The organism is Rhodococcus sp. NPDC003348, from assembly GCF_053589375.1.
The window spans coordinates 1-24393 of record NZ_JBSFRT010000021.1; the positions used below are offsets into that span (position 1 = coordinate 1).

Here is a 24393-nt window from a genome sequence, read left to right on the forward strand (position 1 = left end):
ATTTTAACAACAAAAACACGAAATACCATATATCGGGTTGCGTGAGTGTTTTTCAGCCGTGTGCTTTTCCGTTCTGTGAGGGGTGCGACCGGGTGGACCCGGTCGCACCTGGCATTGAACGGCCCGGTTTTGAGAGTGTCGGACACGTCAGGCAGAGTGGTGGAGTGCCCTTGTTCGCGGTGATCTACTTCGTGCTGTTCGTGTTCTGGCTGCTTCTCATCGGCCGAATCATCGTGGAGTTCATCCGGACATTCGCCCGGGACTGGCGGCCGACGGGCTTCGTCGTCGTCGTTCTCGAGGCGATATTCACGGTCACGGATCCGCCGATCAAGTTGCTACGGCGACTCATCCCGTCGATCTCCCTCGGCGGTGTTCGGTTGGACCTATCAATCATGGTCTTGCTTTTCGTCGTGTTCATCCTGATGCAGGTCACTCAGGGACTTGCCGCGTGACGTGCACGAATAGGGGACTGGCGCTGGCTGAAGGGGCGGGTGTGGAAGAATGACCCGCAGTTACAACGTGAATACGTGGTCCTGCAGTGGATGCGCCATAACTGAATGCTTGCTTGACCGCCAACAGATGCGCGAAGGGATCCTTCCATGCCGCTGACACCAGCTGATGTTCACAACGTCGCGTTCAGCAAGCCTCCGATCGGAAAGCGTGGCTACAACGAGGACGAGGTAGATGCCTTCCTCGACCTGGTCGAGCAGGAGCTCGCCCGCCTGATCGAGGAGAACGCGGACCTGCGCCAGCGTGTCGGTGAGCTCGACCAGGAGCTCGCGGACGCCAAGAAGGCGCCGCGTCCCGCTGCAGCCGCTGCGCCGGCACCCGCTCCGGCCCCTGCACCCGCCCCGGTTCCGGCCCCGGTGGTCGAGGCGCCGAAGCCTCCCGCTCCCGCCCCGGCCCCTGCGCCTGCGCCCTCCCGCGCCGGCGGCGCCGAGGAGGCCAACCTGCAGGCCGCGAAGATCCTCGGCCTCGCTCAGGAGATGGCCGACCGCCTCACCGGCGACGCGAAGAGCGAATCCGAGCAGCTCGTGTCGAGCGCCCGCTCGAACTCCGAGCAGCTCGTCAGCGATGCCCGGACCCGCTCGGAGGCGATGATCTCCGACGCCAAGCAGAAGTCCGAGGCCCTGCTCGCCGACGCGCAGACCCGCTCGGAGACCCAGCTGCGGCAGGCCAAGGAGAAGGCCGACGCTCTGCAGGCCGACGCCGAGAAGAAGCACACCGAGATCATGGCGACGATCAACCAGCAGCGCAGCGTGCTGGAGGGTCGGATCGAGCAGCTCAAGACGTTCGAGCGCGAGTACCGGGTGCGCCTGAAGTCCTACCTGGAGTCGCAGCTGGAGGAGCTCGAGCAGCGCGGTTCGGCGGTCCCCGTCGACGGCGGCCAGGAGAGCTTCGGGTCCGAGGGTTCCAAGTCGTTCGCCAAAGGGAACAACTGACCGGGCCCCGATAGGGCCGCGGTCGTGACGGCTCGTGGCAGGGGGCATAGATTCTGGTCCTGACCCTTGCGATGGCGGCAGTGGGGTTCGCCCTGCTGGTGGTCGCCCTCATGACGGGCTCGGTCGTGTGGGCCTGGGGATGCATCGTGGTCTGCGTGGTCGGTGCGGTGTTGCTGCTGGTGAGTTCCTTGCGCGGCAGCACCGCACCGGACACCGACGCCGGGGGCGGAGGGCACCACTCGGCCGACGGCAAGGGTTCGCCCGGCGGCCCGGCCCCTGATCTACGAGACGGGCCGGGGCGATTTGACGGCTCCGACTAGAATCGGATGTCAGACACGGCGTTGATCCGGCCATCACCGGGGAGCCTTCGGAAGAACGGCGTCGAGCCTGCCCCCATCGGGTGTCTCGGCGCTCAGTAGAACCGAACGGGTTCGGCCCGTCACAGCCGACGTACGAGTGGTCCGGACGGTGCGGTTTGTGTGAACTGGGCGTCCGGGCAAGCGGGGTGGTACCGCGGCAACGGCGCACAGGCGTCCACGTCGTCCCCGTGCCAGAGACAGCAGGCACGAGGGAGCACGAACTGTGTCCGACAACAGCGCGTCCGGCAACACCGGAGATGTGAGCGCCACCTATCCGCGCTTCGACCTGACCGGCGGCCGCTCCGGCGCCGGCGTCAACTTCCCCGAACTCGAGCAGCGTGTGCTCGCCGAGTGGGATGCCGACGACACTTTCCGCGCGTCCATCGCGAACCGCGAGGGTGCCGAGGAGTTCGTCTTCTACGACGGCCCACCGTTTGCCAATGGTTTGCCGCACTACGGGCACCTGCTCACCGGCTACGTCAAGGACCTGATCCCGCGCTACCAGACCATGCGCGGCAAGAAGGTCGAGCGCCGCTTCGGCTGGGACTGCCACGGCCTGCCGGCCGAGCTCGAGGCCGAGAAGCAGCTCGGCATCAAGGACAAGTCGCAGATCGACGCGATGGGCCTGGCCGAGTTCAACGCGTACTGCAAGCAGTCGGTGCTGCGCTACACCGACGAGTGGCGCGACTACGTGACCCGGCAGGCCCGCTGGGTCGACTTCGACAACGACTACAAGACCCTGGACCTGGACTTCATGGAGTCGGTCATGTGGGCGTTCAAGTCGCTGTACGACAAGGGGCTGATCTATCAGGGCTTCCGGGTGCTGCCGTACAGCTGGTACGAGCAGACCCCGCTGTCGAACCAGGAGACCCGCCTCGACGACGCATACAAGATGCGTCAGGACCCGGCGGTCACCGTCGACATGGTGCTCAGCGTGCCCGGCAGTGACCTGGACGGCGCGAATGCGCTGATCTGGACCACGACGCCGTGGACGCTGCCGTCCAACCTGGCGGTCGCGGTGCACCCGGATGTCGACTACGTGCAGGTCCTTGGCGCGGACGGCAAGCGGTACGTCCTCGCCGCAGAGCGGGTGGGCCACTACGCGCGCGAGTTCGGTGAGTCGCCCGAGGTGCTGGGCGAGTACAAGGGCAGCGACCTCGTCGGCCTGTCGTACACCCCGCCGTTCGACTTCTTCCACGGCCCGGGCAAGGGGCACGAGAACGCGCATCGGGTGCTTTCGGCCGATTACGTCACCACCGACTCGGGTACCGGAATCGTGCACCTCGCACCGGCTTTCGGTGAGGAGGACATGGACGTCGCGACGGCGAACGGCATCGAGATCGTTCAGCCCCTCGATCCGGGCGGCAAGTTCACGTCGCTCGTGCCGCCGTACGAGGGCCTGCAGGTCTTCGACGCCAACCCGGTGATCATCAAGGACCTCAAGGCGGCAGGAAAGCTGCTGCGGCACGAGACGATCGAGCACTCCTACCCGCACTCGTGGCGGTCGGGTCAGCCGCTGATCTACATGGCGGTGCCGTCGTGGTTCGTCGCCGTGACCAAGTTCCGGGACCGGATGGTCGAGCTGAACCAGGAGATCACCTGGGTGCCCGAGCACATCCGGGACGGCCAGTTCGGCAAGTGGCTGGAAGGCGCCCGGGACTGGAACATCAGCCGGAACCGCTACTGGGGCAGCCCGATCCCGGTGTGGATCTCGGACGATCCGGCGTACCCGCGGATCGACGTGTACGGCTCGCTCGATCAGCTCGAGGCCGACTTCGGGGTGCGCCCGACCGATCTGCACCGGCCGATGATCGACGAACTGACCCGGCCGAACCCGGACGATCCGACGGGCAAGTCGACGATGCGTCGCGTCCCGGAGGTGCTGGACTGCTGGTTCGAGTCCGGCTCGATGCCGTATGCGCAGGTGCACTACCCGTTCGAGAACAAGGACTGGTTCGACGGCACCGGCGGCCAGGACCCGCACAACCCGGGCGACTTCATCGTCGAGTACAACGGCCAGACCCGCGGCTGGTTCTACACCCTGCACGTGCTGGCGACCGCGTTGTTCGATCGTCCGGCGTTCAAAACCGTTGCCGCGCACGGCATCGTGCTCGGTGACGACGGCCTGAAGATGAGCAAGTCCAAGGGCAACTACCCGGACGTGAAGGAGGTGTTCGACCGGGACGGCTCCGATGCGATGCGCTGGTTCCTGATGTCGTCGCCGATCCTGCGCGGCGGCAACCTGATCGTCACCGAGCAGGGCATCCGGGAGGGCGTCCGGCAGGCGCTGTTGCCGATGTGGAACGCGTGGAGCTTCCTGCAGCTGTACGCGTCCAAGCCGGGCACCTGGCGCACCGATTCGCCGAACGTGCTGGACCGGTACATCCTCGCGAAGCTCGCCGCGACGCGGGACGCGATCACCGACGCGCTCGAGGTCAACGACATCGCCGGGGCGTGCGACGAGCTGCGCACGTTCTGCGACGCGCTGACCAACTGGTACGTGCGCCGCTCGCGCAACCGGTTCTGGGACGAGGACCGGGACGCGATCGACACCCTGCACACGGTGCTCGAGGTGACCTGCCGGCTGGCGGCGCCGCTGCTGCCGCTGGCGACCGAGGTGATCTGGCGTGGCCTGACCGGTGGTCGTTCGGTGCACCTGGCCGACTGGCCGAGCGCCACCGAACTGGTGCCCGACGCGGAGCTGGTCGAGTCGATGGACGAGGTCCGCAACGTCTGCTCGACGGTCCTGGGTCTGCGCAAGGCGCAGAACCTGCGGGTGCGGTTGCCGCTGCCCGAGGTCACCGTCGCCGCGGCCGACGCGGAGCGACTTCGGCCCTACCTCGGCATCATCGCCGACGAGGTCAACGTCAAGAAGGTCGACCTGACCGGGGACGTCGACGCGCACGGGAAGTTCGAGCTGGTCGTCAACGCCCGCGCCGCCGGGCCGCGGCTCGGCAAGAACGTGCAGACCGTCATCAAGGCCGTCAAGGCCGGCGACTGGAGCGAGACCGACGGTGTGGTCAGTGCCGCCGGGATCGAGCTGCTGCCGGAGGAGTACACCCGTCGCCTCGTCGCCGCCGAGCCGGAGTCGACTGCCGCGCTGCCCGAGAACGCCGGTCTGGTGGTGCTCGACTCGCAGGTCACCGAGGAACTCGAGGCCGAGGGCTGGGCGAAGGACCGGATCCGTGAGCTGCAGGACGCGCGCCGCGCAGCCGGGCTCGACGTCTCGGACCGGATCGCCGTCACCCTCGAGGTGCCCGCGGACCGGGCGGACTGGGCGCAGCGCCACCGCGACCTGATCGCCGGCGAAATCCTTGCCACCACACTGGAACTGGGCGCCGCCGGTGCCGGTGCCGTGGACCTCGGCGAGGGCGTCCGGGCCGTCATCACGAAGGCCTGACATGAACCGGCCGCCCACGCAGCGGCGGTGGGTCCTGCACCTGGACATGGATGCGTTCTTCGCATCCGTGGAGCAGCTGACCCGCCCGACGCTGCGTGGGCGGCCGGTCCTCGTCGGCGGCCTCGGAGGTCGCGGCGTCGTTGCCGGCGCCAGCTACGAGGCTCGCGCGTACGGCGCGCGGTCGGCCATGCCCATGCACCAGGCGCGGCGGCTCGTCGGGGTCGGGGCGGTGGTCCTGCCCCCGCGCGGGGCGCTGTACTCCGCGGTCAGCGCGACCGTGTTCGACACGCTGCGCACCCGGATGCCGGTGCTCGAGATGCTGTCGCTGGACGAGGCGTTCGGCGAGCCACCGGAACTCGTCGGTGCCGACGCGGGCGAGGTGCGGGAGTTCGCGGAGGGCCTACGGGCGCTGATCCGGGAGAACACGGGCCTGGTCGCGTCGATCGGCGCCGGATCGGGCAAGCAGATCGCGAAGATCGCGTCCGGACTCGCGAAACCGGACGGTGTGCGGGTGGTCGCCGCCGACGAACAGCCCGCCCTGTTCGAGGCACTTCCGGTGCGCAAGCTGTGGGGAATCGGGCCGGTCGCGGAGTCGAAGCTGCGCAGGCTCGGCATCGAGACGATCGGTCAGTTCGCCGCGACGAGCGAGACCGAGGTCGTCACGCTGCTCGGCGCGACGGTCGGACCGGGCCTGCACCGGCTCGCGAAGGGCATCGACGACCGGCCGGTCGCCGAACGCGCGGACGCGAAACAGATCAGTGCCGAAACGACTTTCGCGACCGACCTGGTCACTCTCGACCAGCTGCGGGCGGCGGTCGAACAGACCGGAGGCCACGCCCACGGCAGGCTCCTGCGGGACGGCCGGGCCGCCCGGACGGTGGTGCTCAAACTCAAGAAGGCCGACATGACGATCGTGACCCGGTCGGCGACGCTGCCGTACGCCACCACCGACCGGCAGACGCTGATCGCGACCGCGCGCCGACAGCTGATCGATCCGCGCGAACTCGGCGCGGTCCGCCTCGTCGGCGTCTCGCTCGGCGGGTTGACGACCGCCGCGCAGGGGTCGCTGTTCCCGGATCTCGACCACGGCGAGGGCGCCGCGGACGATGTGAATCCGGACACAGCCGCGATTCCGGATCCGGCGCGCACCACCCCGGTGGGTCCCGTGTCGCGGTGGCGGCCCGGGCAGGACGTGCGGCACGTCGACCACGGTCACGGCTGGGTACAGGGCTGCGGGCACGGGGTGGTGACGGTCCGGTTCGAGACCCGGTCCACCGGTCCGGGGCCGGCGCGCACGTTCCCGGAGGGTGACGAGGCTCTCGAGGCTGCGGATCCGGCGGACAGTCTTCGTTAAGGAACCCCTTATTTTTCCCGTGTTAACTAAGGTGACACGTGCTCGCGCGACGGATCCGGCCGACGGACTCGTCCGGCGCGCACCAGGACGCACTGAATTGTGTTTGCCCGGGAAATGTTCCACCAACGACGTAAGGACACGCATTGATGCTCCGTAAGACTCTCGTGGCCGGTGTCGCGGTTGCGGCCGCCCTGACCCTCGGCGCCTGCAGCTCGGACGGTGACACCACCGACTCGACCACCACCAAGAAGGCGACGACCACCGCCGCGGCTGCCGCCACCATCGACTCCCCGCCGGCGCCGACGGCCGCCGAGCTGAACGCGATGCTGGTCAAGGGCCTCGACCCGGCCACCCCGGTCGAGGAGAAGGTCACCCTGGTGCAGGACGGCTCGTCCGATCCGGGTCTGTTCGACCAGGTCGCCGCCGCGGCGAAGCAGAACAACGCCACCGTCACCGTCGTGGACCCGATCCTCGACAACGGCGACGGCACGCTGACCGCCACCGTGAACCTCGACATCGGCGGCCAGGTCAACCCGGGCACCGCGACCTTCGTCGTGGAGAACGGCCAGTGGGTGCTGTCGAAGGAGTACGCCTGCAACATGATCAAGCTGGCGAACCTGACCTCCCCGGCCTGCGTCTGACGCACGGTCCTCGAATGCCGGCACCCCTCGTGGGTGCCGGCATTCGGCGTTCTCGGGCCCGGCGGCCGAGGGCGGCGCCTAGTCGGTCCCGGCGCGGAGCCGGTCGACGGCGGTGCCGGCGAGGCGGGTCAGGACCGCGGGCTCGATCGGCTGCTGTCCGGTCGCGGTGACCTGCACCACCGCACCGCCGACGGCGGCGACGACGGTGTCGGAGGTCATGGTGAATCCCTCGCTGCTGGTTTCCAGGCGCACCGCGACGGAGGCGTCCCCGACGGTGGGCTGGTCGAGCCCGCCGAGCCGGTAGTGCACGGTGACTCCGTCGGCGTCGGTGCCGGAGTAGTCGGCGCACGAGGCGAACGCGCTCTGCACGGCGGTGAACGCCTGTGCCGCACCGGAATCGGGGTACGCGGCGGCATCGGTGTCGATGCTGGTGAAGTCGGGGCCGGCGAACCGGGCGACGCCCTGGGCGGCGGCGCCGGGCACCTGGTCGGCGATCGGGGCGAGCACCCCGGCGCACGCCTGCGGGTCGGTGGAGGACCTGTCCGACTCCGAATCCGCGGCGGCCTCGGGCAGCCCCAGATCGGCGACCGGGTCGGGTAGCGTCGCGAATCCGGCGGGCAGGTCTGCGACCGTGAGCAGCGCGGCCGTCAGCCCCGCCTCGTCGACCGTCGTCGTTGCCGGTGCGGTGGGGGCCGCGACGGTGGTCACCGGCGGCAACGCAGTGTCAGTGACGGAGGAGTCCTCACCGCACGAGACCAGCGCCGGCGTGACCGCGAGTGCGGCCACCAGTCCCGCCACCCGCATTCGTCCGGTGATCACTGCTGCGACCACCGGACGCTGTTGGTGGTCGCCTGACGCAGCCGGGTGGTGCTGTTCGGGTCGGTGTAGGTCTGTTCGCCGCTGACGGTGACGGATCCGTCTACGGGCAGCGGCGCCCCGAGGTCCACGACGAGGGTGCCGGTGCCGGACATCGTGAACGTGTCGATGTTGAGGGTTCCGGTGTCGCCGGGCAGGTCCCAGACCGGGGACACGGGCGTCTGGGTGACCGAGACCTCGACGGTGAGCCGGTCACCGTCGCGCTCGCGCAGCGTTGCGGTGGTGACCTGGTTCAGGGTCATCCCGCTCATCACCTGTTGCTGCATCGTCCACACCGCGCCGACTCCGACCTCGGCGTCGGGGAATGCGACACCGCGGTACACGGCCTGGTAGAACGCCTGCTCGATGGCGGACCGGGCGATGTCGCGGGAATCGGGGGCCGGCGTGATCCGGAGGGCGGTGACGGCCCCGGACGGCTGGACGGTCAGTCCGGCCTTGGATCCGTCGGAGGACGCCAACGCGTCCTGCAGTCGTGGGTCGGGCGAGCGCATCGCTCCCAGGGTCAGGTCGACGGTCAGCGCCGGATCGGCCGGGCCGGTGACCACCGCGGTCAGCGGCATCGAGACCTCCGGGGTGGACAGGTCCTGCTGGGGCTGGTCACCGATCTGCTGGTAGATCTCCGAGCGCGTCGTCATCACGACCTGCTGGGCGACGCCCGCACCGGGGTGGAGCACTATCCGCTCACGCGGCTCCGCGCCCGGGTCGATGACGGTGGTGGTGATCGCGGAGATCGGAACCGTGGTCTCCTTCGCGGTATCGGTGGCGGCGGGTGCGGGCCCGTCGTTGTTGCTGCAGGCGGCGGCGAGGGCGACCGCGGCGAGGGCGGCGGTGACCCGCCCGGCCCGATTCGAGAACACTGACACCCGTCCAGGTTAGCCACGCCGCAGGTGTGCGGGCCCGCAGCGGACGGTGCCTGCAGCCCCGGCCCGCCCCGTGAGGGATGATGGCGGGGTGAGTGATGCGGAGAAAGGGGTGAACCCCACGCCTGAAAGTGCTGCGGCACCGCCCGTGGAGGAATCGGGACCGGACGCCGGACGGCATCCCCTGCGGATGCGGATGCTGGTCGTGATCGCCGCGGTGGTTCTCGTGCTGGACCTGGTCACCAAGATCGCGGCCGTGCGTTTCATCGAGCCGGGGAATCCGATCCACATCATCGGTGACGTGGTCACCCTGAAGCTGATCCGCAACCCCGGTGCGGCGTTCTCGATGGCGACCGGGATGACGTGGCTGCTGACCCTGGTCGCGATCGCCGTCGTCGTCGCCGTGATCAAGATCGGTCGCACCCTGCGGTCGCCGTGGTGGGCGCTCGGTCTGGGCCTGGTGCTCGGCGGTGCGCTCGGCAACCTGATCGACCGGATCTTCCGCGCGCCCGGACCGTTGCAGGGCCACGTCGTCGACTTCGTGTCGGTCGGCTGGTGGCCGGTGTTCAACGTCGCCGACTCGGGGGTCGTGTGCGGCGCGATCCTGCTCGTCCTGCTGACGCTGTTCGGGATCAACCCGGACGGCACCCGCGGCCAGGCCGACGAACCCACCGATGCCACCACCGCCACCGACGAGCCCAGCGAGAAGGAGTCCTGATGCGCGAGACGCGTTCCATGCCCGTACCGGACGGCTTGGAGGGCATGCGGGTGGACGCGGGGCTGGCGCGGCTGCTCGGGTTGTCGCGCACCACGGTGGCGTCGCTGACGGACGAGGGGTCGGTGCTGGTCGACGGCAGCGCAGTCGGCAAGTCGGACCGGCTGCCGTCCGGTGCGTGGCTGGAGGTCACGCTGCCGGAGCCTGCCCGTCCGCTGACCGTCGAGGCGCAGCCCGTCGAGGGCATGGACATCCTGTACGCCGACGACGACGTCGTCGCCGTCGACAAGCCGGTCGGTGTCGCCGCGCACGCGAGTGTCGGCTGGACCGGCCCGACGGTCGTCGGGGGACTGGCCGCGGCCGGGTTCCGGATCTCCACCTCGGGAGCGCACGAACGACAGGGCATCGTGCACCGGCTCGACGTCGGCACCTCCGGTGTGATGGTCGTCGCGACATCGGAGCGGGCGTACACGGTCCTCAAGCGGGCGTTCAAGCAGCGCACCATCGACAAGCGGTACCACGCGCTGGTGCAGGGCCACCCGGATCCGTCGAGCGGCACCATCGACGCGCCGATCGGCAGGCACCGCAGCAACGACTGGAAGTTCGCGGTCACCGCGGACGGCAAGCCGTCGATCACCCACTACGACACCGTCGAGGCGTTCCAGGCGGCGAGCCTGCTCGACATCCACCTCGAGACCGGTCGCACCCACCAGATCCGGGTGCACTTCTCGGCGTTGCGGCACCCGTGCTGTGGTGACCTGACCTATGGCGCCGACCCGCGGCTCGCGGAACGGCTCGGTTTGGAACGGCAGTGGCTGCACGCGCGGTCGCTGGGGTTCGCCCATCCGGCGGACGGCCGGTGGGTCGAGATCACCAGTGAGTACCCGAAGGATCTGCAGCACGCCCTGGATGTCCTGCGGAGTGCGTGACCGGGTCGCCGCCGCGATCGCCGTGGCGTGCGCGCTCGTTCTCGCCGCGGTGGTGATCGCGCTCGGGGTGGCGAACCCGCCGGAGCCGGCGCCCATCACCACGGACCGGCTCGGTCCGGATTCGGGTGAACTCGTCGCCGACTATCTGACCCGCGCGGCGGCGACGCTGGAACCGGGCGCCGCCGACGTGCGGTGGGGGCTGGTCGGCTTCGACACCGAGGTGACCGCGGAGCAGGCCGGGACGCTGCTCGGGGACAACGTGATCACGCAACTGTGGTTCCGGGTCCCGATCGACCGCGTGCAGACGCCGATCGTCCCGGTCGGGGTCGCGGGCGCCGATTCGATCGCCCGCGCACCCGGATACGCGGCGGTGCAGTTGCACGGGACCACGGGTGAGTGGGACCGTCAGGGCCGGATCGATGCGGTGTCGGCCTCGAGGCTGGCCGGGAACTGTGCGTGTGTGGTTGCGGCGACGGTGCGCGCACCGCAGAGCGATCTCGCCGCGCTCGGCGCGGTCCCGGGCGTGCGGTCGGTGGAGGCGCTGCCGGAGGACGCCGTCTTCGGACGGTTCGCGGTCCGGCCGCTGCTCCCCGAGCAGACGGTGACCGTGGTGCCGGGCCCCGACGACGGTGAGGTGCCGGAGCGATGAGCGAACCGGTCGCGGCAGCGACGAGCGAGGGCAGGGGCCCGCGCCGTGACCGTGTGCGCGGCCCGCGCGGTGACCGTGTGCGCGGCCCGCGCGGTGACCGTGAGGTCGGCATCGCGGCAGCCGTCGGCGCCTACGTCCTGTGGGGGATGTTCCCGATCTTCTTCGGTCTGCTCGCGCCCGCGGCGCCGGTGGAGATTCTCGCGCAGCGGATGCTCTGGACGCTGGTGGTGATGTTCGCGGTCGCCGCCGTGGTCGGGCGGTTGTCCCGGTTGCGCACCCTGACGCTGCGGTCGGCGCTGATGGTCGTGGCGGCCGCGGCGGCGATCTCGATCAACTGGGGCGTCTACATCTATGGGGTGACGTCCGGCCGGGTGGTCGAGGCGGCCCTCGGCTACTTCGTGAACCCGCTCGTCAGCGTGCTGCTTGGGATGCTCGTGCTGCGGGAGCGGATCAACCGCTGGCAGGCCGTCGCCCTCGGGTTCGGTGCGCTCGCCGTCGTGATCCTGACGATCGACTACGGCCGCCCACCGTGGATCGCGCTGGTGCTGGCCCTGAGTTTCGGGGCCTACGGCCTGATCAAGAAGACGATTCCACTCGATCCGGTGACCAGCCTGACGGCGGAGGGGATCGTGACCGCGCCGTTCGCGATCGGCTACCTGGTGTGGCTCACGGTGGCGGGTACGAGCACGTTCCTCGGGCACGGCGCCGGTCGCACGGCGCTGTTGATCTCGGCGGGCGTGGTGACCGCGGTGCCGCTGCTGCTGTTCGGGGCGGCCGCCCAGCGGGTGCCGCTGGTGACGCTCGGCATCATCCAGTACCTGAACCCGGGCCTGCAGATGATGTGGGGTGTCGTGGTGCTGCACGAGGCCATGCCCGCATCCCGCTGGGCCGGTTTCGCGTTGATCTGGCTGGCCCTGGCGGTGTTCACCGCCGACGCGGTGCGTCGGGTTCGGCGGGTACGACGGGACGCGGCTGCTCCGGTCGGCTGAGGATCCACCCGTCGCCGACGTGCACGCCCGACCGGGCGGTGAGTGATTTTCCGATGTTCCGTGGTACAAACCATGAAACACGTTGTGTAACAAAGTGTCTGGGTGAAGGTAGTCCTAGCCGCTGAGATCCCTCGCCAGGCTGCGAATCTGGAACGAGCCGATGATGAGGAACAGCCCGAACACGATGGCGTAGACGCCCAGCAACCAGATGATGCCGAGGATCCCGCTGCCTGGGAAGATCAGGAGCAGGACGCCGAACAGGACGGCGAGCAGGCTCGCCGCCAGGAGCCAGCCCCAGCCGGAACCCGGGAGCTCGCGCAGCCTGACGGAACTCCACGCTCCCACGATGCCGAAAATGATGGCGTAGAAGGCGATCACGTACAGCAGCGCGAGGGCGGTGATGTCCGGCCAGACAAGCGCCACGACGCCGGCCGCGATGGCGACGACCCCAGCGAGGGCCCACCAACCCCACCCGGAGACCCTGCGACGATCCACGACGGCTCGAACGACGAGGACGAGGCCGTCGACAATCGCGTACGCCCCGAAGACGACCACCAGTGCCCACACCGTGATCTCCGGCCACGCCAAGGCCATGACGCCGAGCAGTACCGCGAGTACTCCGCGCAGTAGCACGACCCACCAGATCTGCTTGCCGAACCCGATCAACGAAGTCCCGGTCGTTGCTTTGTCACTCGACACGTCGGCCCTCCCAGGCTGAGCTGTGCAGAGACGCTTGCGCAGATCCTACCTCGGCCTCGTAGCGAGGTCTTCGAAGAAGGATGAGGAAGGCCCCCTCGCCGTGAGAAGGACGTCGCTGTGAGAAGGACGTCGCCGTGAGAAGGGCGTCGCCGTGAGAAAGACTCAAGAGTCCCTGGTGGGAGCCGGACGCACAGCTCGCAACTCCGGTGATCGGATTCCAGGCCGTGGTCTGTCATGTCATACTGACGGCGCAGGTGTTCCGGATACGGATACGCGGCGCCACCCGGTCGAATGTATCGCCAGAACACCTCTCGCAACGTACCCTCACGCCTGCCCGGAGGTGACGATTCCATGCGCAGACTCGATCCCAACGTCGTGCATCATCCGGCAGTGGTCGACCAATTCGAAAAACGAGCCGCCGACCTGCAGCTCCGGATCGCCGACAGGATAACGGCTTTCGCCGGTTCGATGCACTTCGTCTACATTCACGCGATCCTGTTCGCATTGTGGATGCTCGTCTTCGAGAAGAGTCCTTGGCCGACGCTGACCCTCATCGTGTCACTCGAGGCGATCTTCCTCTCGACTTTCGTCATGATCGGACAGAACCGCCAATCCGCCTTCCAGCAGATGAAGGCCGACAGCGACTATCAAAGTGTCAACACCCTTTTGGTCGAGAACACGAACCTCACTCGTCAGATCCACCAGCTCACCCTGGAACTGAACGAACGCGCCGGCGGCACCACGAAGCCCGCTACGGAATGACCGGTGTCTGGGAGTGCTGCATCGGCGGCTCGGATTACCTGAGACCTGTCATGTGGGCGCTCCTCGCAAACCCAGGAGTATTCGATGGCGAGCAACGAGCTGAGCGAGAGATTCGTTCGGATGTCGGAGAAGGCCAGGGAAGCCGCGGGCAGACTCGCGGCCGCCGGGGAGCGGGGAATGGACCCGCTCAAAGAGGACGCTGCGACTGCCCGCGATCGGGCCGCTGCCACAGCGGATCGTTTCAAGGAGAAGGCGGACAGCGCCGGGAGGGCGTCGTCCCACTGGGACGAGATCCGTGAACGGTGGCATGCCCACGTCATCAGGGTTCGGGCCGACAGCGACAAGAGGAGGGCGGATCGCGACGCGAAAGCCGCCGCGCGTGAAGCCGACTACGCGGAAGACTACGCTTTCGACGCAATCATTTTCGCGCAGGCCGCGATCGACGAAGCCGAATCCGCCTCGCTCGACGCGTTGTGTGCGCGAGCGAACGCCGACAAGCTCAATCCCTGATTCCATGCAGGTCGCGGCATCGGCGCCGAGCTGCGGATCGGCTATCCGGCGGCCTTGCGCACGAGCGCACGCAGTCGCTGCTCGATCTCGTTGGTCACCTCGAGCACGGCGAACGCCGTCGGCCAGAACGATCCGTCGTCGAGGAAGCGCGTCCTCGTTGAAGCCGACATTGCACCGCCGAGGCGTGTGTGCGTGGTCGATGCGAGCGCGTCGTGCGGTGTCGACGGGGGTCTCCGGACTCGCCGGTCCGACCGCTACCGGGTGTGCGCCGCGAGGAACGCGACGGTCTTCTCCAGTGCGGCCGCACCGGCGGCGGTGTCCAGGTCGAACTGGTACTCGTGTGCCAGCGGCGGCTCGTGGTCGTCGGGATAGAACACCTCGGTGACGTCGACGCCGAGGCGGGTCAGCGCCTCCGCCAGCGGGCGAGACTGGGTCGCGGTGAGCGGGTCGGCGTTGCCGCCACTGAGATAGGTGGGCGGAAAGTCCGCGGTGACGTGGCGGAGGGTGGACATCTGCGCCGCGGCGGGTGAGCCCGCGACGTCGCGGACGCCGGTGTACGCCCACAGGGAGTGGTCGGCGCCCCACCCGATCAGTCCGGAGCCCCCGGTCATCGCGGGCACGTCGTAGATTCCGCAGTTCAGCACCACCGCGCGCAGCCGGTCCGGCGTCAGGGCCGGCACCACGCCGATCTCGGCGGCGTAGCCGGGGTCGGTGACGGCCGCCGCGAGCTGGCTCGACAGCTGGGCGCCCGCCGAGTCGCCGGCCAGCACGATCCGGTCGGGGTCGATGTGCAGGTCCCGCGCGTTCGCGATCAGGTGTGCGTGCGCGTCGTTGAGCTGGTGCACCGCGGTTGGGTACGTCCGTTCCGGGCCGAGGGAGTAGCCGACGGAGACGACGGTGTATCCGCGGGCCGCGATCAGCCGGTGGTAGGTCGCGTAGTCGCTCCGGTGGCCGGAGATCCACGCGCCGCCGTGGGTCCACACCACCGTGGGCAGCGCTCGGTCGGTGCCGACGGGGAAGTGGACGTCGAAGAGGGCGTCGGGGTCGTCGTGGCGGTACCGCATGCCGGTGACCGACTCGACCCCGGTCGGCTCGTGGACCGCCAGCGCGGCGTTCGCGTCCGTCGTCGCCCGGCCGAACACCCGGCGGATCAGCAGTGCGCCCGGGCGCGGGCTGAGGATGCACCGGGCCGTGATGCCGCCGGCCAGCCCGGCCAGACTCCACAGCAGGACCCGCCCATGCCGGGTGGGTGTCGGGGCGAGGGATTCGAGGGTCACGGATACTCCAGGTTCGGGTGCGGATCGGGGTCCGGTGGGTATCGTCCGTCACGTCGGCCACCGGTCGGCGCAGGTGGCCCCGGCGTGCCGGGAGAAGGCACCCGGCGTGCCGGGAAATCGTGTCCCCCCGACCGCCTACACTCGGTGCGTGGCTGACTCCTTCGTCCATCTTCACAATCACACCGAGTACTCGATGCTCGACGGCGCGGCGAAGGTCGGTCCGCTGTTCAAGGAGGCCCAGCGGCTGGGCATGACCGCGGTCGGGATGACGGACCACGGAAACATGTACGGAGCCAGCGAGTTCTACAACAAGGCGAAGGCGGCCGGGATCAAGCCGATCATCGGCATCGAGGCGTACATCGCCCCGGAGTCCCGGTTCAACACCAAGCGCGTGCTGTGGGGCGACCCGAGCCAGAAGTCCGACGACGTGTCCGGCTCCGGTTCGTACACCCACATGACGATGGTCGCGGAGAACGCGACCGGTCTGCGCAACCTGTTCAAGCTGTCGTCGCGCGCGTCGATCGAGGGGCAGCTCGGCAAGTGGGCCCGGATGGACGAGGAGATCATCGCCGAGCACCACGAGGGCATCATCGCGACCACCGGCTGCCCGTCGGGGGAGATCCAGACCCGGCTGAGGCTCGGCCACGACCGCGAGGCCCTCGAGGCGGCCGCGAAGTGGCAGGAGATCTGGGGCAAGGACAACTTCTTCCTCGAGCTGATGGACCACGGCCTGTCCATCGAGCGCCGGGTCCGTGAGGGCCTGCTGAACATCGGCAAGCAGCTCGGCATCCCGCCGCTGGCGACGAACGACTGCCATTACGTCACCAAGGAAGCGGCCGAGAACCACGAGGCGCTGCTGTGCATCCAGACCGGCAAGACGCTCTCGGATCCGACGCGGTTCAAGTTCGACGGTGACGGCTACTACCTCAAGTCCGCGGAGGAGATGCGGGCGATCTGGGACACCGAGGTGCCCGGCGCCTGCGACAGCAGCCTGCTGATCGCCGAGCGGGTGCAGCCGTACGACGACGTCTGGACGCACCGGGACCGGATGCCGATCTTCCCGGTGCCCGAGGGCCACACCCAGCAGTCGTTCCTGCATCACGAGGTGATGCGCGGCCTGCGCGAGACCCGGTTCCCGGGCCAGTCGGTGCCGGAGGACTACATCGCGCGCGCCGAGTACGAGATCAAGGTCATCAACGAGATGGGCTTCCCGGCCTACTTCCTGGTGGTCGGCGACCTGATCAACCACGCGAAGGACGTCGGCATCCGGGTCGGTCCGGGCCGTGGTTCGGCGGCCGGGTCGCTCGTCGCGTACGCGATGGGCATCACCAACATCGACCCGATCCCGCACGGCCTGCTGTTCGAGCGGTTCCTCAATCCCGAGCGCGTGTCCATGCCCGACATCGACATCGACTTCGATGATCGCCGTCGCGGCGAGATGGTTCGCTACGCCTCCGAGAAGTGGGGGACCGACAAGGTCGCCCAGGTCATCACGTTCGGCACCATCAAGACGAAGGCCGCCATCAAGGACTCCGCGCGGGTTCAGTTCGGCCAGCCCGGCTTCGCCATCGCCGACCAGATCACCAAGGCCCTGCCGCCGCCGATCATGGCCAAGGACATCTCGGTGTCGGGCATCACCGACCCCGAGCACGAGCGGTACAAGGAGGCCGTCGAGGTCCGTCAGCTGATCGACACCAACCCGGACGTCAAGAAGATCTACGACACGGCGCTCGGTCTGGAGGGTCTGATCCGCAACGCCGGCGTGCACGCCTGCGCGGTGATCATGTCCTGCGAGCCGCTCACCGACGCGATCCCGGTGTGGAAGCGCGCACAGGACGGCGCGATCATCACCGGCTGGGACTATCCGTCGTGCGAGGCCATCGGTCTGCTGAAGATGGACTTCCTGGGTCTGCGCAACCTGACGGTCCTCGGCGACGCGATCGAGAACCTCAAGGCCAACCGCGGCATCGACCTGGACCTCGACAAGCTGCCGCTGGACGACCCGGCGACCTACGAGCTTCTGGCCCGGGGCGACACCCTCGGCGTCTTCCAGCTCGACGGCACCGCGATGCGCAGCCTGCTCAAGCTGATGAAGCCCACCGGCTTCGAGGACATCGTCGCGGTGCTCGCGTTGTACCGGCCGGGCCCGATGGGTGTGAACGCGCACACCGACTACGCCAAGCGCAAGAACGGCCTGCAAGAGGTCAAGCCGATCCATCCGGAGCTCGAGGAACCCCTGAAGGACATCCTGGCCGAGACGTACGGCCTGATCGTCTACCAGGAGCAGATCATGCAGATCGCGCAGAAGGTCGCCGGGTACTCCCTCGGCCAGGCCGACCTGCTGCGACGCGCGATGGGCAAGAAGAAGAAGGAGATCCTCGACGAGGCGTACGACGGGTTCGCCGCGGGCATGAAGGAGAACGGCTTCTCCCAGGCGGCGATCACCGCGCTGTGGGACACCGTCCTCCCGTTCGCCGGCTACGCGTTCAACAAGTCGCATGCCGCGGGCTACGGCCTGGTGTCGTTCTGGACCGCGTACTTCAAGGCCAACTATCCGTCCGAGTACATGGCCGCGCTGCTGACCTCGGTCGGTGACGACAAGGACAAGTCGGCGATCTATCTGGCGGACTGCCGGTCGATGGGCATCACCGTGCTGCCGCCGGACGTCAACGAGTCGGTGGTGAACTTCGCTTCGGTCGGCGAGGACATCCGGTTCGGTATGGGCGCGGTCCGTAACGTCGGCGCCCACGTCGTGGAGTCGATCATCGCGGCCCGCACCGAGAAGGGGAAGTTCACCGACTTCTCCGACTACCTGAACAAGATCGACGCGCAGGCGTGCAGCAAGAAGGTCACCGAGTCGCTGGTCAAGTCCGGGGCGTTCGACTCGCTCGAGCATCCGCGCAAGGGCCTGTTCCTGGTGCACACCGACGCGATCGACGCGGTGATGGGCACCAAGAAGGCGGAGGCCGTCGGCCAGTTCGACCTGTTCGGCGGCGCCGACGCCGACGAGTCGATCGCGTCGGTGTTCAACGTGAAGGTGCCCGACGAGGAGTGGGACACCAAGCACAAGCTGGCCCTGGAACGCGAGATGCTCGGCTTGTACGTCTCCGGGCATCCGCTGGACGGGGTGGAGCACGTGATCACGGCGCAGACCGACACCCCGATCGCCGCGATCCTCGAGGGGCAGGCCGGCGACGGCGCGCAGGTCACCGTCGGCGGCATCCTCGCGTCGGTGACGCGCCGGATCAACAAGAACGGATTGACCTGGGCGGCAACCGAACTCGAAGGTGTCGGGGGCGCCTCGGTCGAGGTGATCTTCTTCCCGCAGGCCTACTCGGTGTACGGGATGGACATCGCCGAGGACTCGGTGGTGCTCGTCAAGGGCCGGGTCAACGTCCGCGACGAGCGGGTCTCGATCATCGCGAACGATCTTGCGGTGCCGGATCTCTCGGCGATCGGCGTGGCCAAGCCGCTCGCGGTGAGCCTGCCGACGCGACTGTGCACCCCGGACAAGGTGGGCGCGCTCAAGCAGGTGCTCACCCGGCATCCGGGTACCTCGGACGTGCACCTGCGCCTGGTCAGTGGGTCTCGCATCACGATGCTCAAGCTCGACGACAGCCTGCGGGTGGAGCCGTCGTCGGCGCTGATGGGCGACCTCAAGGCGCTGCTGGGTCCAGGCTGCCTGAGCGGCTAGCCGGCATTCGCAGCTGCCTCACCGCATCATGCGATTGTGGTGCCAGGTCACGTCGTAGGCGCCGCCGTGGGAGATCACCACGGCGGCGACGATGACGTACACGATCAGGAACAGCAGCAGCAGCCCGCCGAACAGCCACAGCGAGATCTGGCCGAGGCGGCGGACCCGCTCGGAGGCGTCCCGCGCGCCGGCCGGATCGCCGCCCGCCCACAGCGGGTACACGTCGACGGCGTGCGTGAAGGCGGAGAAGGCGAGTGGCCAGAAGAAGATCAGTGCCGCGACCGCCCAGCCCGCGTTGCTCGGGGGTCTCGGCGGATAGGCGGGACCGCTGCCCGGCGACGGGGGAGCGGATTCCGGTGGGGGTGTGGCCGTCGGTTCGGTCGGAGTGGACATGACGACTCCTGGTGGTGTGTTCCCACCAACCACAGTACGACCGGTTCGCGCCGGTCTGCCCTGATTTCGCAGGTAGAGCGGGGAACGTGCCGGAGTTCGACGGCCGAAGCCGGGGCAGTTCTTGCTTCTTCGGCAACGTCGGTTGTCCGACCGGCCGGTCTCGCTGCACAGTGGCGAGCATGACCACTGAGGCAGCCGAATGGGACGCGCGCTACGGCGAGAACGACCGCGTGTGGAGCGGGGAGCCGAACGGCACCCTCGTACGCGAAACGGCCGATGAGTCACCGGGACGCGCGCTCGATGTCGGTTGCGGCGAAGGCGCCGACGCGGTGTGGCTGGCCCGCCGGGGGTGGACGGTCACGGCACTGGACGTCTCACGGGTCGCACTCGACCGAGCCGCGGCCCACGCGGCAGCGGAGGGTGTGGACATCACCTGGGTGTCGGCCGGACTCCTGGATGCCGACCTGCCCGCGGGGAGTTTCGACCTGGTCTCTGCGCAGTACCCGGCGTTGCGCACCACACCCGACGGTGCCGCGGAACGGGCGCTGATCGCCGCGGTCGCGCCCGGCGGCACGCTGCTCGTCGTTCACCACGACCTGCGGGACGAGGCGGAGGCTCGCGAACACGGCTTCGACCCGGACGAGTGGGTCAAGCCCGGTGACGTCGCCGCGCGACTCGACGACAGCTGGAGTGTCGTCGTGAGCGAGATTCGTGAACGTTCGGTCAACGGCGGCGCGGGTGCGCATCACACCCACGATGTCGTCCTTCGCGCACATCGACTGCCGGACGACGCGGGGTAGCGCTGGGGTGCCGTCGACCGGCGGGGGTCAGCGGTTGGCGGTGTTCCACTGGAAACGACGCGCCCACCACACGACGACGGTCGCGCCGGCGGCGACCAGGACGGCCGGCTGCAGGTTCTGCGCGATGATCAGCACGGTCAGGAAGACAAGCAGGCCCGCGACGAGGGCTTCGAGCTTGTACAGCGGCCACGCGGTCCCGGCGATGTCGATCGTGTCGCGGGAGTGCGACGTGTGGGGGTAACCGGCGGTGGTCATGAGTTCAGGCTACCGGCGTACAAGGTTTCGGTCCACCGAACAATTGTCTTGGAATGTGTGACGCGGGTCTCGGGCTGCGGCTGCGGCCGCCGCGGTGTTGACTGGTCGCATGCCATTGACCGGAGAATACGAACCCAGTCCCAGCAAGTGGGCCGCCGACCAGGCGGACCTGTACGAGAGCTCGGGCGGCACCGAGGGCACCACACTGAACGGCCGTGCCGTGGTGGTGCTGACCACTCGCGGCGCCAAGACCGGCAAACTGCGCAAGACGCCCCTGATGCGGGTCGAACAGGGCGGAAAGTACGCGATCGTCGCCTCGCTGGGCGGCGCGCCGAAGAACCCGGTCTGGTACCACAACGTGATCGCCGACCCGCACGTCGAACTTCAGGACGGCACGGTCAAGCAGGACATGATCGCCCGCGAGGTCACCGGCGACGAGAAGGCGCAGTGGTGGGAGCTGGCCGTCGCCGCGTTCCCGGACTACGCGGAGTACCAGACCAAGACCGACCGGCAGATTCCGGTCTTCGTCCTGACGCCGCAGTAGTTCGACGCCGCAGTATCTTTCGGAAGTCCGGCTCGGCCGAACGGAGGTCGCCATGGCGCCCGGTACCGTCGCGGACCAACTCGTGGGGCAGCTCGTCGCCGCGGGCGTGCGCCGGATCTACGGCATCGTCGGCGACAGCCTCAACCCGATCGTCGATGCCGTCCGCCGCTCCGGGGGTGCGGCGGCGGGCGGCATCGACTGGATCCATGTCCGGCACGAGGAGGCGGCGGCGTTCGCGGCGTCCGCCGACGCGCAGGTCACCGGGGAACTGGCGGTCTGCGCGGGCTCGTGCGGTCCCGGCAACCTGCACCTGATCAACGGCCTCTACGACGCGAACCGGTCGGGGGCGCCCGTGCTCGCGATCGCCTCGCACATCCCGAGCGTGCAGATCGGCACCGGGTACTTCCAGGAGACCCATCCGGACCGGTTGTTCGTCGAGTGCTCGGTCTACACGGAACTGATCGGCGCGCCTGCGCAGGCGCCGCGGGTGGTGCACACCGCGATGCAGCATGCCCTCGCCGGGCCCGGCGTCGCGGTGATCACCCTGCCCGGTGACGTCGCGGACCGGCCCGCGGAGGGCGTGCCGCCCGCCCTGATCCGGACCCGGCCGCCGGCGATCGTCCCGGCCGCCGAGGACGTTGCCGCGCTCGCGGACGCGGTCAACGACGCGGAGCGGGTCGCGATCTTCGCCGGTGCCGGGGTGCGCGGCGCACGGGACGAGGTCCTCGCCTTCGCCGAGCAGGTCGGTGCGCCGATCGGGCACACCCTGCGCGGCAAGGAATGGATCCAGTACGACAACCCGTACGACGTCGGAATGACCGGCCTCCTGGGGTATGGCGCCGCCCACGACGGAATGCACGACGCCGACCTGCTGCTGCTCGTCGGCACCGACTTCCCGTACGACCAGTTCCTGCCCGACGGCGTCCCAACCGCGCAGATCGACTGCGACGCGGCCAAACTCGGCCGGCGCACCGGACTGGACCTGGCGGTGCACGGCGACACGCTCAGCACGCTGCGAGCGCTGGCGCCGCTGGTTCGGCGCAAACCCGACCGGGGCTTCCTCGACTCGCAGTTGACGCGGCACCGGACGCTGATGGACAAGGTCGTCGGCGCCTACACCGGAGACATCAGGCAGCGCACGCCGATTCACCCCGAGTACGCGGCGTCGGTCCTCGACGACCTGGCTGCGCCGGACGCGATCCTCACCGCGGACACCGGGATGTGCAACGTGTGGACCGCCCGCTATCTGAATCCGAACGGGTCGCGCCGGTTCCTGTCTTCTGCGTTGCACGGGTCGATGGCGAACGCGCTGCCACACGCGATCGGCGCGCAGGTCGCATGCCCTGGGCGGCAGGTGATCTCGGTGTCCGGCGACGGCGGGTTGTCGATGCTGCTGGGGGAGCTGATCACCCTCGCGGCGACGCGGCAGCCGGTCAAGGTGGTGGTCTTCGACAACTCGACCCTCGGGATGGTGAAGCTCGAGATGCTCGTCGACGGGCTCCCGGACTTCGGCGTCGACGTCCCGGGCGTCGACTACGCCGCGGTCGCCGCCGCACTCGGCATCTTCTCGCGACGTGTGGAGGACCCCGCCGACGTGGGATCCGGGCTGCGTGCGGTCCTCGACCACGACGGCCCGGCGCTGCTCGACCTCGTCACCGACCCGATGGCGCTGTCCCTGCCGCCCTCGATCAGCGCCGGCCAGGTGAAGGGCTTCGCGTTGGCGATGTCGAAGATGGTGATGAACGGCGGTGTCGGCGAGGCGGTGAAGATGGCGAAGTCGAACCTGCGCAACATTCCGCGCCCGTCGCAGTTCGGCGCAGGAGGGTGACCGGACCGCAGGACGTGGGCCGGCCGAACGCGGCCCAGTTGATCACCGACGGCCGCGAAGTGGCAGCATGGACGGGTGTCGAATACCCGGGAACTTGCTGACGTGAAGGCTGCGCCGCTGGATGCGCGCGAGATCGATGCCGCCGCGAAGCGAATTTCCGGCGTCGTCGAGGCGACCCCGCTGCAGTACTGCCCCCGGCTGTCGGTCGCCACCGGCGCCAGGGTGTACCTCAAGCGCGAGGACCTCCAGGTGGTGCGCTCGTTCAAGATCCGCGGCGCCTACAACCTGATCGTGCAGCTCAGCGACGAGGAGCGGGCCGCGGGTGTGGTGTGTGCCAGTGCGGGCAACCACGCGCAGGGCGTCGCGTTCGCCTGCCGCAGCATGGGGATCCAGGGCCGGATCTACGTGCCCGCCAACACGCCGCGGCAGAAGCGGGACCGCATCCTCGCGCACGGTGACGGCTTCGTCGAGCTGATCGCCACGGGTGAGACGTACGACGCGGCGGCCGAGGCGGCCGCCGACGACGCCCGCCGCACCGGCGCCACGATGGTGCCGCCGTTCGACGACCCGCGCACGGCGGCCGGACAGGGCACCATTGCCGCGGAGATCCTGGAGCAGTTGGGGGAGGAACCGGGCGCGGTGATCGTGCCCGTCGGCGGCGGCGGCCTGATCGCCGGCATCGCCACCTACCTGCACGAGCGTTCCCCGAGCACCGCGATCATCGGGGTCGAACCGAGCGGTGCGGCGTCGATGACGGCGGCGCTGGTGGCCGGTACTCCCGTGACGTTGCCGGAGATCGACCCGTTCGTCGACGGGACGGCGGTGCGGCGCATCGGCGACCTGCCGTTCGCGGTGATGTCGGGTCTCGGCGTCGAGGTGGTCACGCACAGTTCGCTGCCGTTGGTGGCGCGGCCCAGCGCCGGGACGGGCAACTTCACGATGACCCACTCGGACGAGGGTGCGGTGTGCACCGCACTGCTCGGGCTGTACCAGAACGAGGGCATCATCGCGGAGCCGTCGGGCGCATTGTCCGTCGCGGCGCTCGCCGACATGGAACTCGAGCCGGGTTCGACGGTCGTGTGCCTGATCTCGGGCGGCAACAACGATGTCTCCCGGTACGGCGAGATCCTCGAACGTTCCCTCGTGCACCTCGGTCTCAAGCACTACTTCCTGGTGAACTTCCCGCAGGAGCCGGGCGCGCTGCGGCGGTTCCTCGACGAGGTGCTCGGCCCGGACGACGACATCACCCTGTTCGAGTACGTCAAGCGCAACAACCGGGAGACGGGGGCGGCGCTGGTCGGTATCGAGCTCGGCTCGGCGGACGGCATCAGCGCGCTGCTCGAGCGGCTGGCGGCCTCGCCGATGAAGGTCGAGCAGCTCGAACCCGGCTCGCCCGCGTACCGCTACCTGACCTGAC

Annotated in this window: 24 protein-coding genes; 17 read left to right on the plus strand and 7 right to left on the minus strand. The window is 68.9% G+C overall.

Annotated features, from left to right (window positions below; genetic code table 11):
• The first annotated feature begins 164 nt into the window (after positions 1–164).
• From ACWDU4_RS15205 to ACWDU4_RS15230, 6 genes are all read left to right on the plus strand, one after another.
• Complete coding sequence (locus ACWDU4_RS15205; RefSeq protein ID WP_450114821.1) at positions 165–452, plus strand: YggT family protein; 288 nt, start codon at positions 165–167, stop codon at positions 450–452.
• Between the two features lie 147 nt (positions 453–599).
• Entirely contained in the window at positions 600–1442 is an 843-nt protein-coding gene (wag31, locus tag ACWDU4_RS15210; RefSeq protein ID WP_450114735.1) for a DivIVA-like cell division protein Wag31, read from the plus strand.
• A 50-nt stretch (positions 1443–1492) separates the two neighbouring features.
• A complete protein-coding gene (locus ACWDU4_RS15215; RefSeq protein ID WP_450114822.1) occupies positions 1493–1762 on the plus strand; it encodes a hypothetical protein in 270 nt (89 codons plus the stop codon).
• A 298-nt stretch (positions 1763–2060) separates the two neighbouring features.
• Positions 2061–5201, plus strand: coding sequence for an isoleucine--tRNA ligase (ileS, locus tag ACWDU4_RS15220; RefSeq protein ID WP_450114823.1), 3141 nt, complete (start codon positions 2061–2063; stop codon positions 5199–5201).
• A 1-nt stretch (position 5202) separates the two neighbouring features.
• Positions 5203–6555 carry a DNA polymerase IV gene (locus ACWDU4_RS15225; protein ID WP_450114736.1) on the plus strand — a complete coding sequence of 451 codons (1353 nt, stop codon included), beginning with the start codon at positions 5203–5205 and terminating at the stop codon, positions 6553–6555.
• Between the two features lie 143 nt (positions 6556–6698).
• Positions 6699–7196 carry a hypothetical protein gene (locus tag ACWDU4_RS15230; protein ID WP_450114737.1) on the plus strand — a complete coding sequence of 166 codons (498 nt, stop codon included), beginning with the start codon at positions 6699–6701 and terminating at the stop codon, positions 7194–7196.
• Positions 7197–7274: 78 nt separating this feature from the next.
• Here ACWDU4_RS15230 and ACWDU4_RS15235 read toward each other — a convergent pair whose 3' ends face one another.
• Together ACWDU4_RS15235 and ACWDU4_RS15240 are read right to left on the minus strand one after the other, a co-directional pair.
• Positions 7275–8015, minus strand: coding sequence for a sensor domain-containing protein (locus ACWDU4_RS15235; protein ID WP_450114738.1), 741 nt, complete (start codon positions 8013–8015; stop codon positions 7275–7277).
• Positions 8012–8935 (minus strand): hypothetical protein, encoded by a 924-nt coding sequence (locus tag ACWDU4_RS15240; protein WP_450114739.1) that lies wholly within the window; start codon positions 8933–8935, stop codon positions 8012–8014. The genes ACWDU4_RS15235 and ACWDU4_RS15240 overlap by 4 nt, the downstream gene beginning before the upstream one ends.
• 70 nt (positions 8936–9005) lie before the next feature.
• Here ACWDU4_RS15240 and lspA point away from each other — a divergent pair, with 70 nt between their 5' ends.
• From lspA to rarD, 4 genes are read left to right on the plus strand one after another with little or no spacing between them, the layout of a single operon-like run.
• The gene (gene lspA / locus ACWDU4_RS15245; protein WP_450114740.1) at positions 9006–9650 is read left to right on the plus strand and encodes a signal peptidase II; all 645 of its coding nucleotides are present in this window, start codon (positions 9006–9008) and stop codon (positions 9648–9650) included.
• A complete protein-coding gene (locus tag ACWDU4_RS15250; protein WP_450114741.1) occupies positions 9650–10576 on the plus strand; it encodes an RluA family pseudouridine synthase in 927 nt (308 codons plus the stop codon). The genes lspA and ACWDU4_RS15250 overlap by 1 nt, the downstream gene beginning before the upstream one ends.
• The gene (locus ACWDU4_RS15255) at positions 10557–11225 is read left to right on the plus strand and encodes a hypothetical protein (RefSeq protein ID WP_450114742.1); all 669 of its coding nucleotides are present in this window, start codon (positions 10557–10559) and stop codon (positions 11223–11225) included. Before ACWDU4_RS15250 ends, ACWDU4_RS15255 begins: the two co-directional genes overlap by 20 nt.
• Positions 11222–12214, plus strand: a complete 993-nt coding sequence (gene rarD, locus ACWDU4_RS15260; protein WP_450114743.1) for an EamA family transporter RarD — start codon at positions 11222–11224, stop codon at positions 12212–12214. The genes ACWDU4_RS15255 and rarD overlap by 4 nt, the downstream gene beginning before the upstream one ends.
• A gap of 114 nt (positions 12215–12328) precedes the next feature.
• On the opposite strand, the gene ACWDU4_RS15265 is transcribed toward rarD, so the two are convergent.
• On the minus strand, positions 12329–12913 hold the full coding sequence (locus tag ACWDU4_RS15265) for an HdeD family acid-resistance protein (protein ID WP_450114744.1): 585 nt from the start codon (positions 12911–12913) through the stop codon (positions 12329–12331).
• A 351-nt stretch (positions 12914–13264) separates the two neighbouring features.
• Between ACWDU4_RS15265 and ACWDU4_RS15270 the strand changes: the two genes are divergently transcribed.
• Positions 13265–13675, plus strand: a complete 411-nt coding sequence (locus ACWDU4_RS15270; protein ID WP_450114745.1) for a DUF1003 domain-containing protein — start codon at positions 13265–13267, stop codon at positions 13673–13675.
• Positions 13676–13759: 84 nt separating this feature from the next.
• Entirely contained in the window at positions 13760–14185 is a 426-nt protein-coding gene (locus ACWDU4_RS15275; RefSeq protein WP_450114746.1) for a hypothetical protein, read from the plus strand.
• Positions 14186–14226: 41 nt separating this feature from the next.
• Here the strand turns inward: ACWDU4_RS15275 and ACWDU4_RS15280 are convergent, their stop codons facing one another.
• The gene (locus tag ACWDU4_RS15280; RefSeq protein WP_450114747.1) at positions 14227–14355 is read right to left on the minus strand and encodes a hypothetical protein; all 129 of its coding nucleotides are present in this window, start codon (positions 14353–14355) and stop codon (positions 14227–14229) included.
• A gap of 84 nt (positions 14356–14439) precedes the next feature.
• Positions 14440–15462 carry an alpha/beta hydrolase gene (locus ACWDU4_RS15285; protein ID WP_450114748.1) on the minus strand — a complete coding sequence of 341 codons (1023 nt, stop codon included), beginning with the start codon at positions 15460–15462 and terminating at the stop codon, positions 14440–14442.
• A gap of 148 nt (positions 15463–15610) precedes the next feature.
• Here ACWDU4_RS15285 and dnaE point away from each other — a divergent pair, with 148 nt between their 5' ends.
• Positions 15611–19156: a DNA polymerase III subunit alpha gene (gene dnaE, locus ACWDU4_RS15290; RefSeq protein WP_450114749.1), complete on the plus strand. Its 3546-nt coding sequence runs from the start codon at positions 15611–15613 to the stop codon at positions 19154–19156.
• Between the two features lie 18 nt (positions 19157–19174).
• On the opposite strand, the gene ACWDU4_RS15295 is transcribed toward dnaE, so the two are convergent.
• Complete coding sequence (locus tag ACWDU4_RS15295) at positions 19175–19549, minus strand: CD225/dispanin family protein (RefSeq protein ID WP_450114750.1); 375 nt, start codon at positions 19547–19549, stop codon at positions 19175–19177.
• Between the two features lie 179 nt (positions 19550–19728).
• On the opposite strand from ACWDU4_RS15295, the gene ACWDU4_RS15300 reads away from it, so the two are divergent.
• The gene (locus ACWDU4_RS15300) at positions 19729–20349 is read left to right on the plus strand and encodes a class I SAM-dependent methyltransferase (RefSeq protein WP_450114751.1); all 621 of its coding nucleotides are present in this window, start codon (positions 19729–19731) and stop codon (positions 20347–20349) included.
• A gap of 27 nt (positions 20350–20376) precedes the next feature.
• Here the strand turns inward: ACWDU4_RS15300 and ACWDU4_RS15305 are convergent, their stop codons facing one another.
• The gene (locus tag ACWDU4_RS15305) at positions 20377–20604 is read right to left on the minus strand and encodes a hypothetical protein (RefSeq protein ID WP_450114752.1); all 228 of its coding nucleotides are present in this window, start codon (positions 20602–20604) and stop codon (positions 20377–20379) included.
• 109 nt (positions 20605–20713) lie between these two features.
• Between ACWDU4_RS15305 and ACWDU4_RS15310 the strand changes: the two genes are divergently transcribed.
• The 3 genes from ACWDU4_RS15310 to ilvA all read left to right on the plus strand — a co-directional run bounded on the left by ACWDU4_RS15310 (position 20714) and on the right by ilvA (position 24392).
• Entirely contained in the window at positions 20714–21148 is a 435-nt protein-coding gene (locus ACWDU4_RS15310; RefSeq protein ID WP_450114753.1) for a nitroreductase family deazaflavin-dependent oxidoreductase, read from the plus strand.
• Positions 21149–21200: 52 nt separating this feature from the next.
• On the plus strand, positions 21201–22976 hold the full coding sequence (locus ACWDU4_RS15315; protein ID WP_450114754.1) for a pyruvate dehydrogenase: 1776 nt from the start codon (positions 21201–21203) through the stop codon (positions 22974–22976).
• Between the two features lie 75 nt (positions 22977–23051).
• Positions 23052–24392, plus strand: coding sequence for a threonine ammonia-lyase IlvA (gene ilvA, locus ACWDU4_RS15320; protein ID WP_450114755.1), 1341 nt, complete (start codon positions 23052–23054; stop codon positions 24390–24392).
• Position 24393 lies beyond the last annotated feature (1 nt).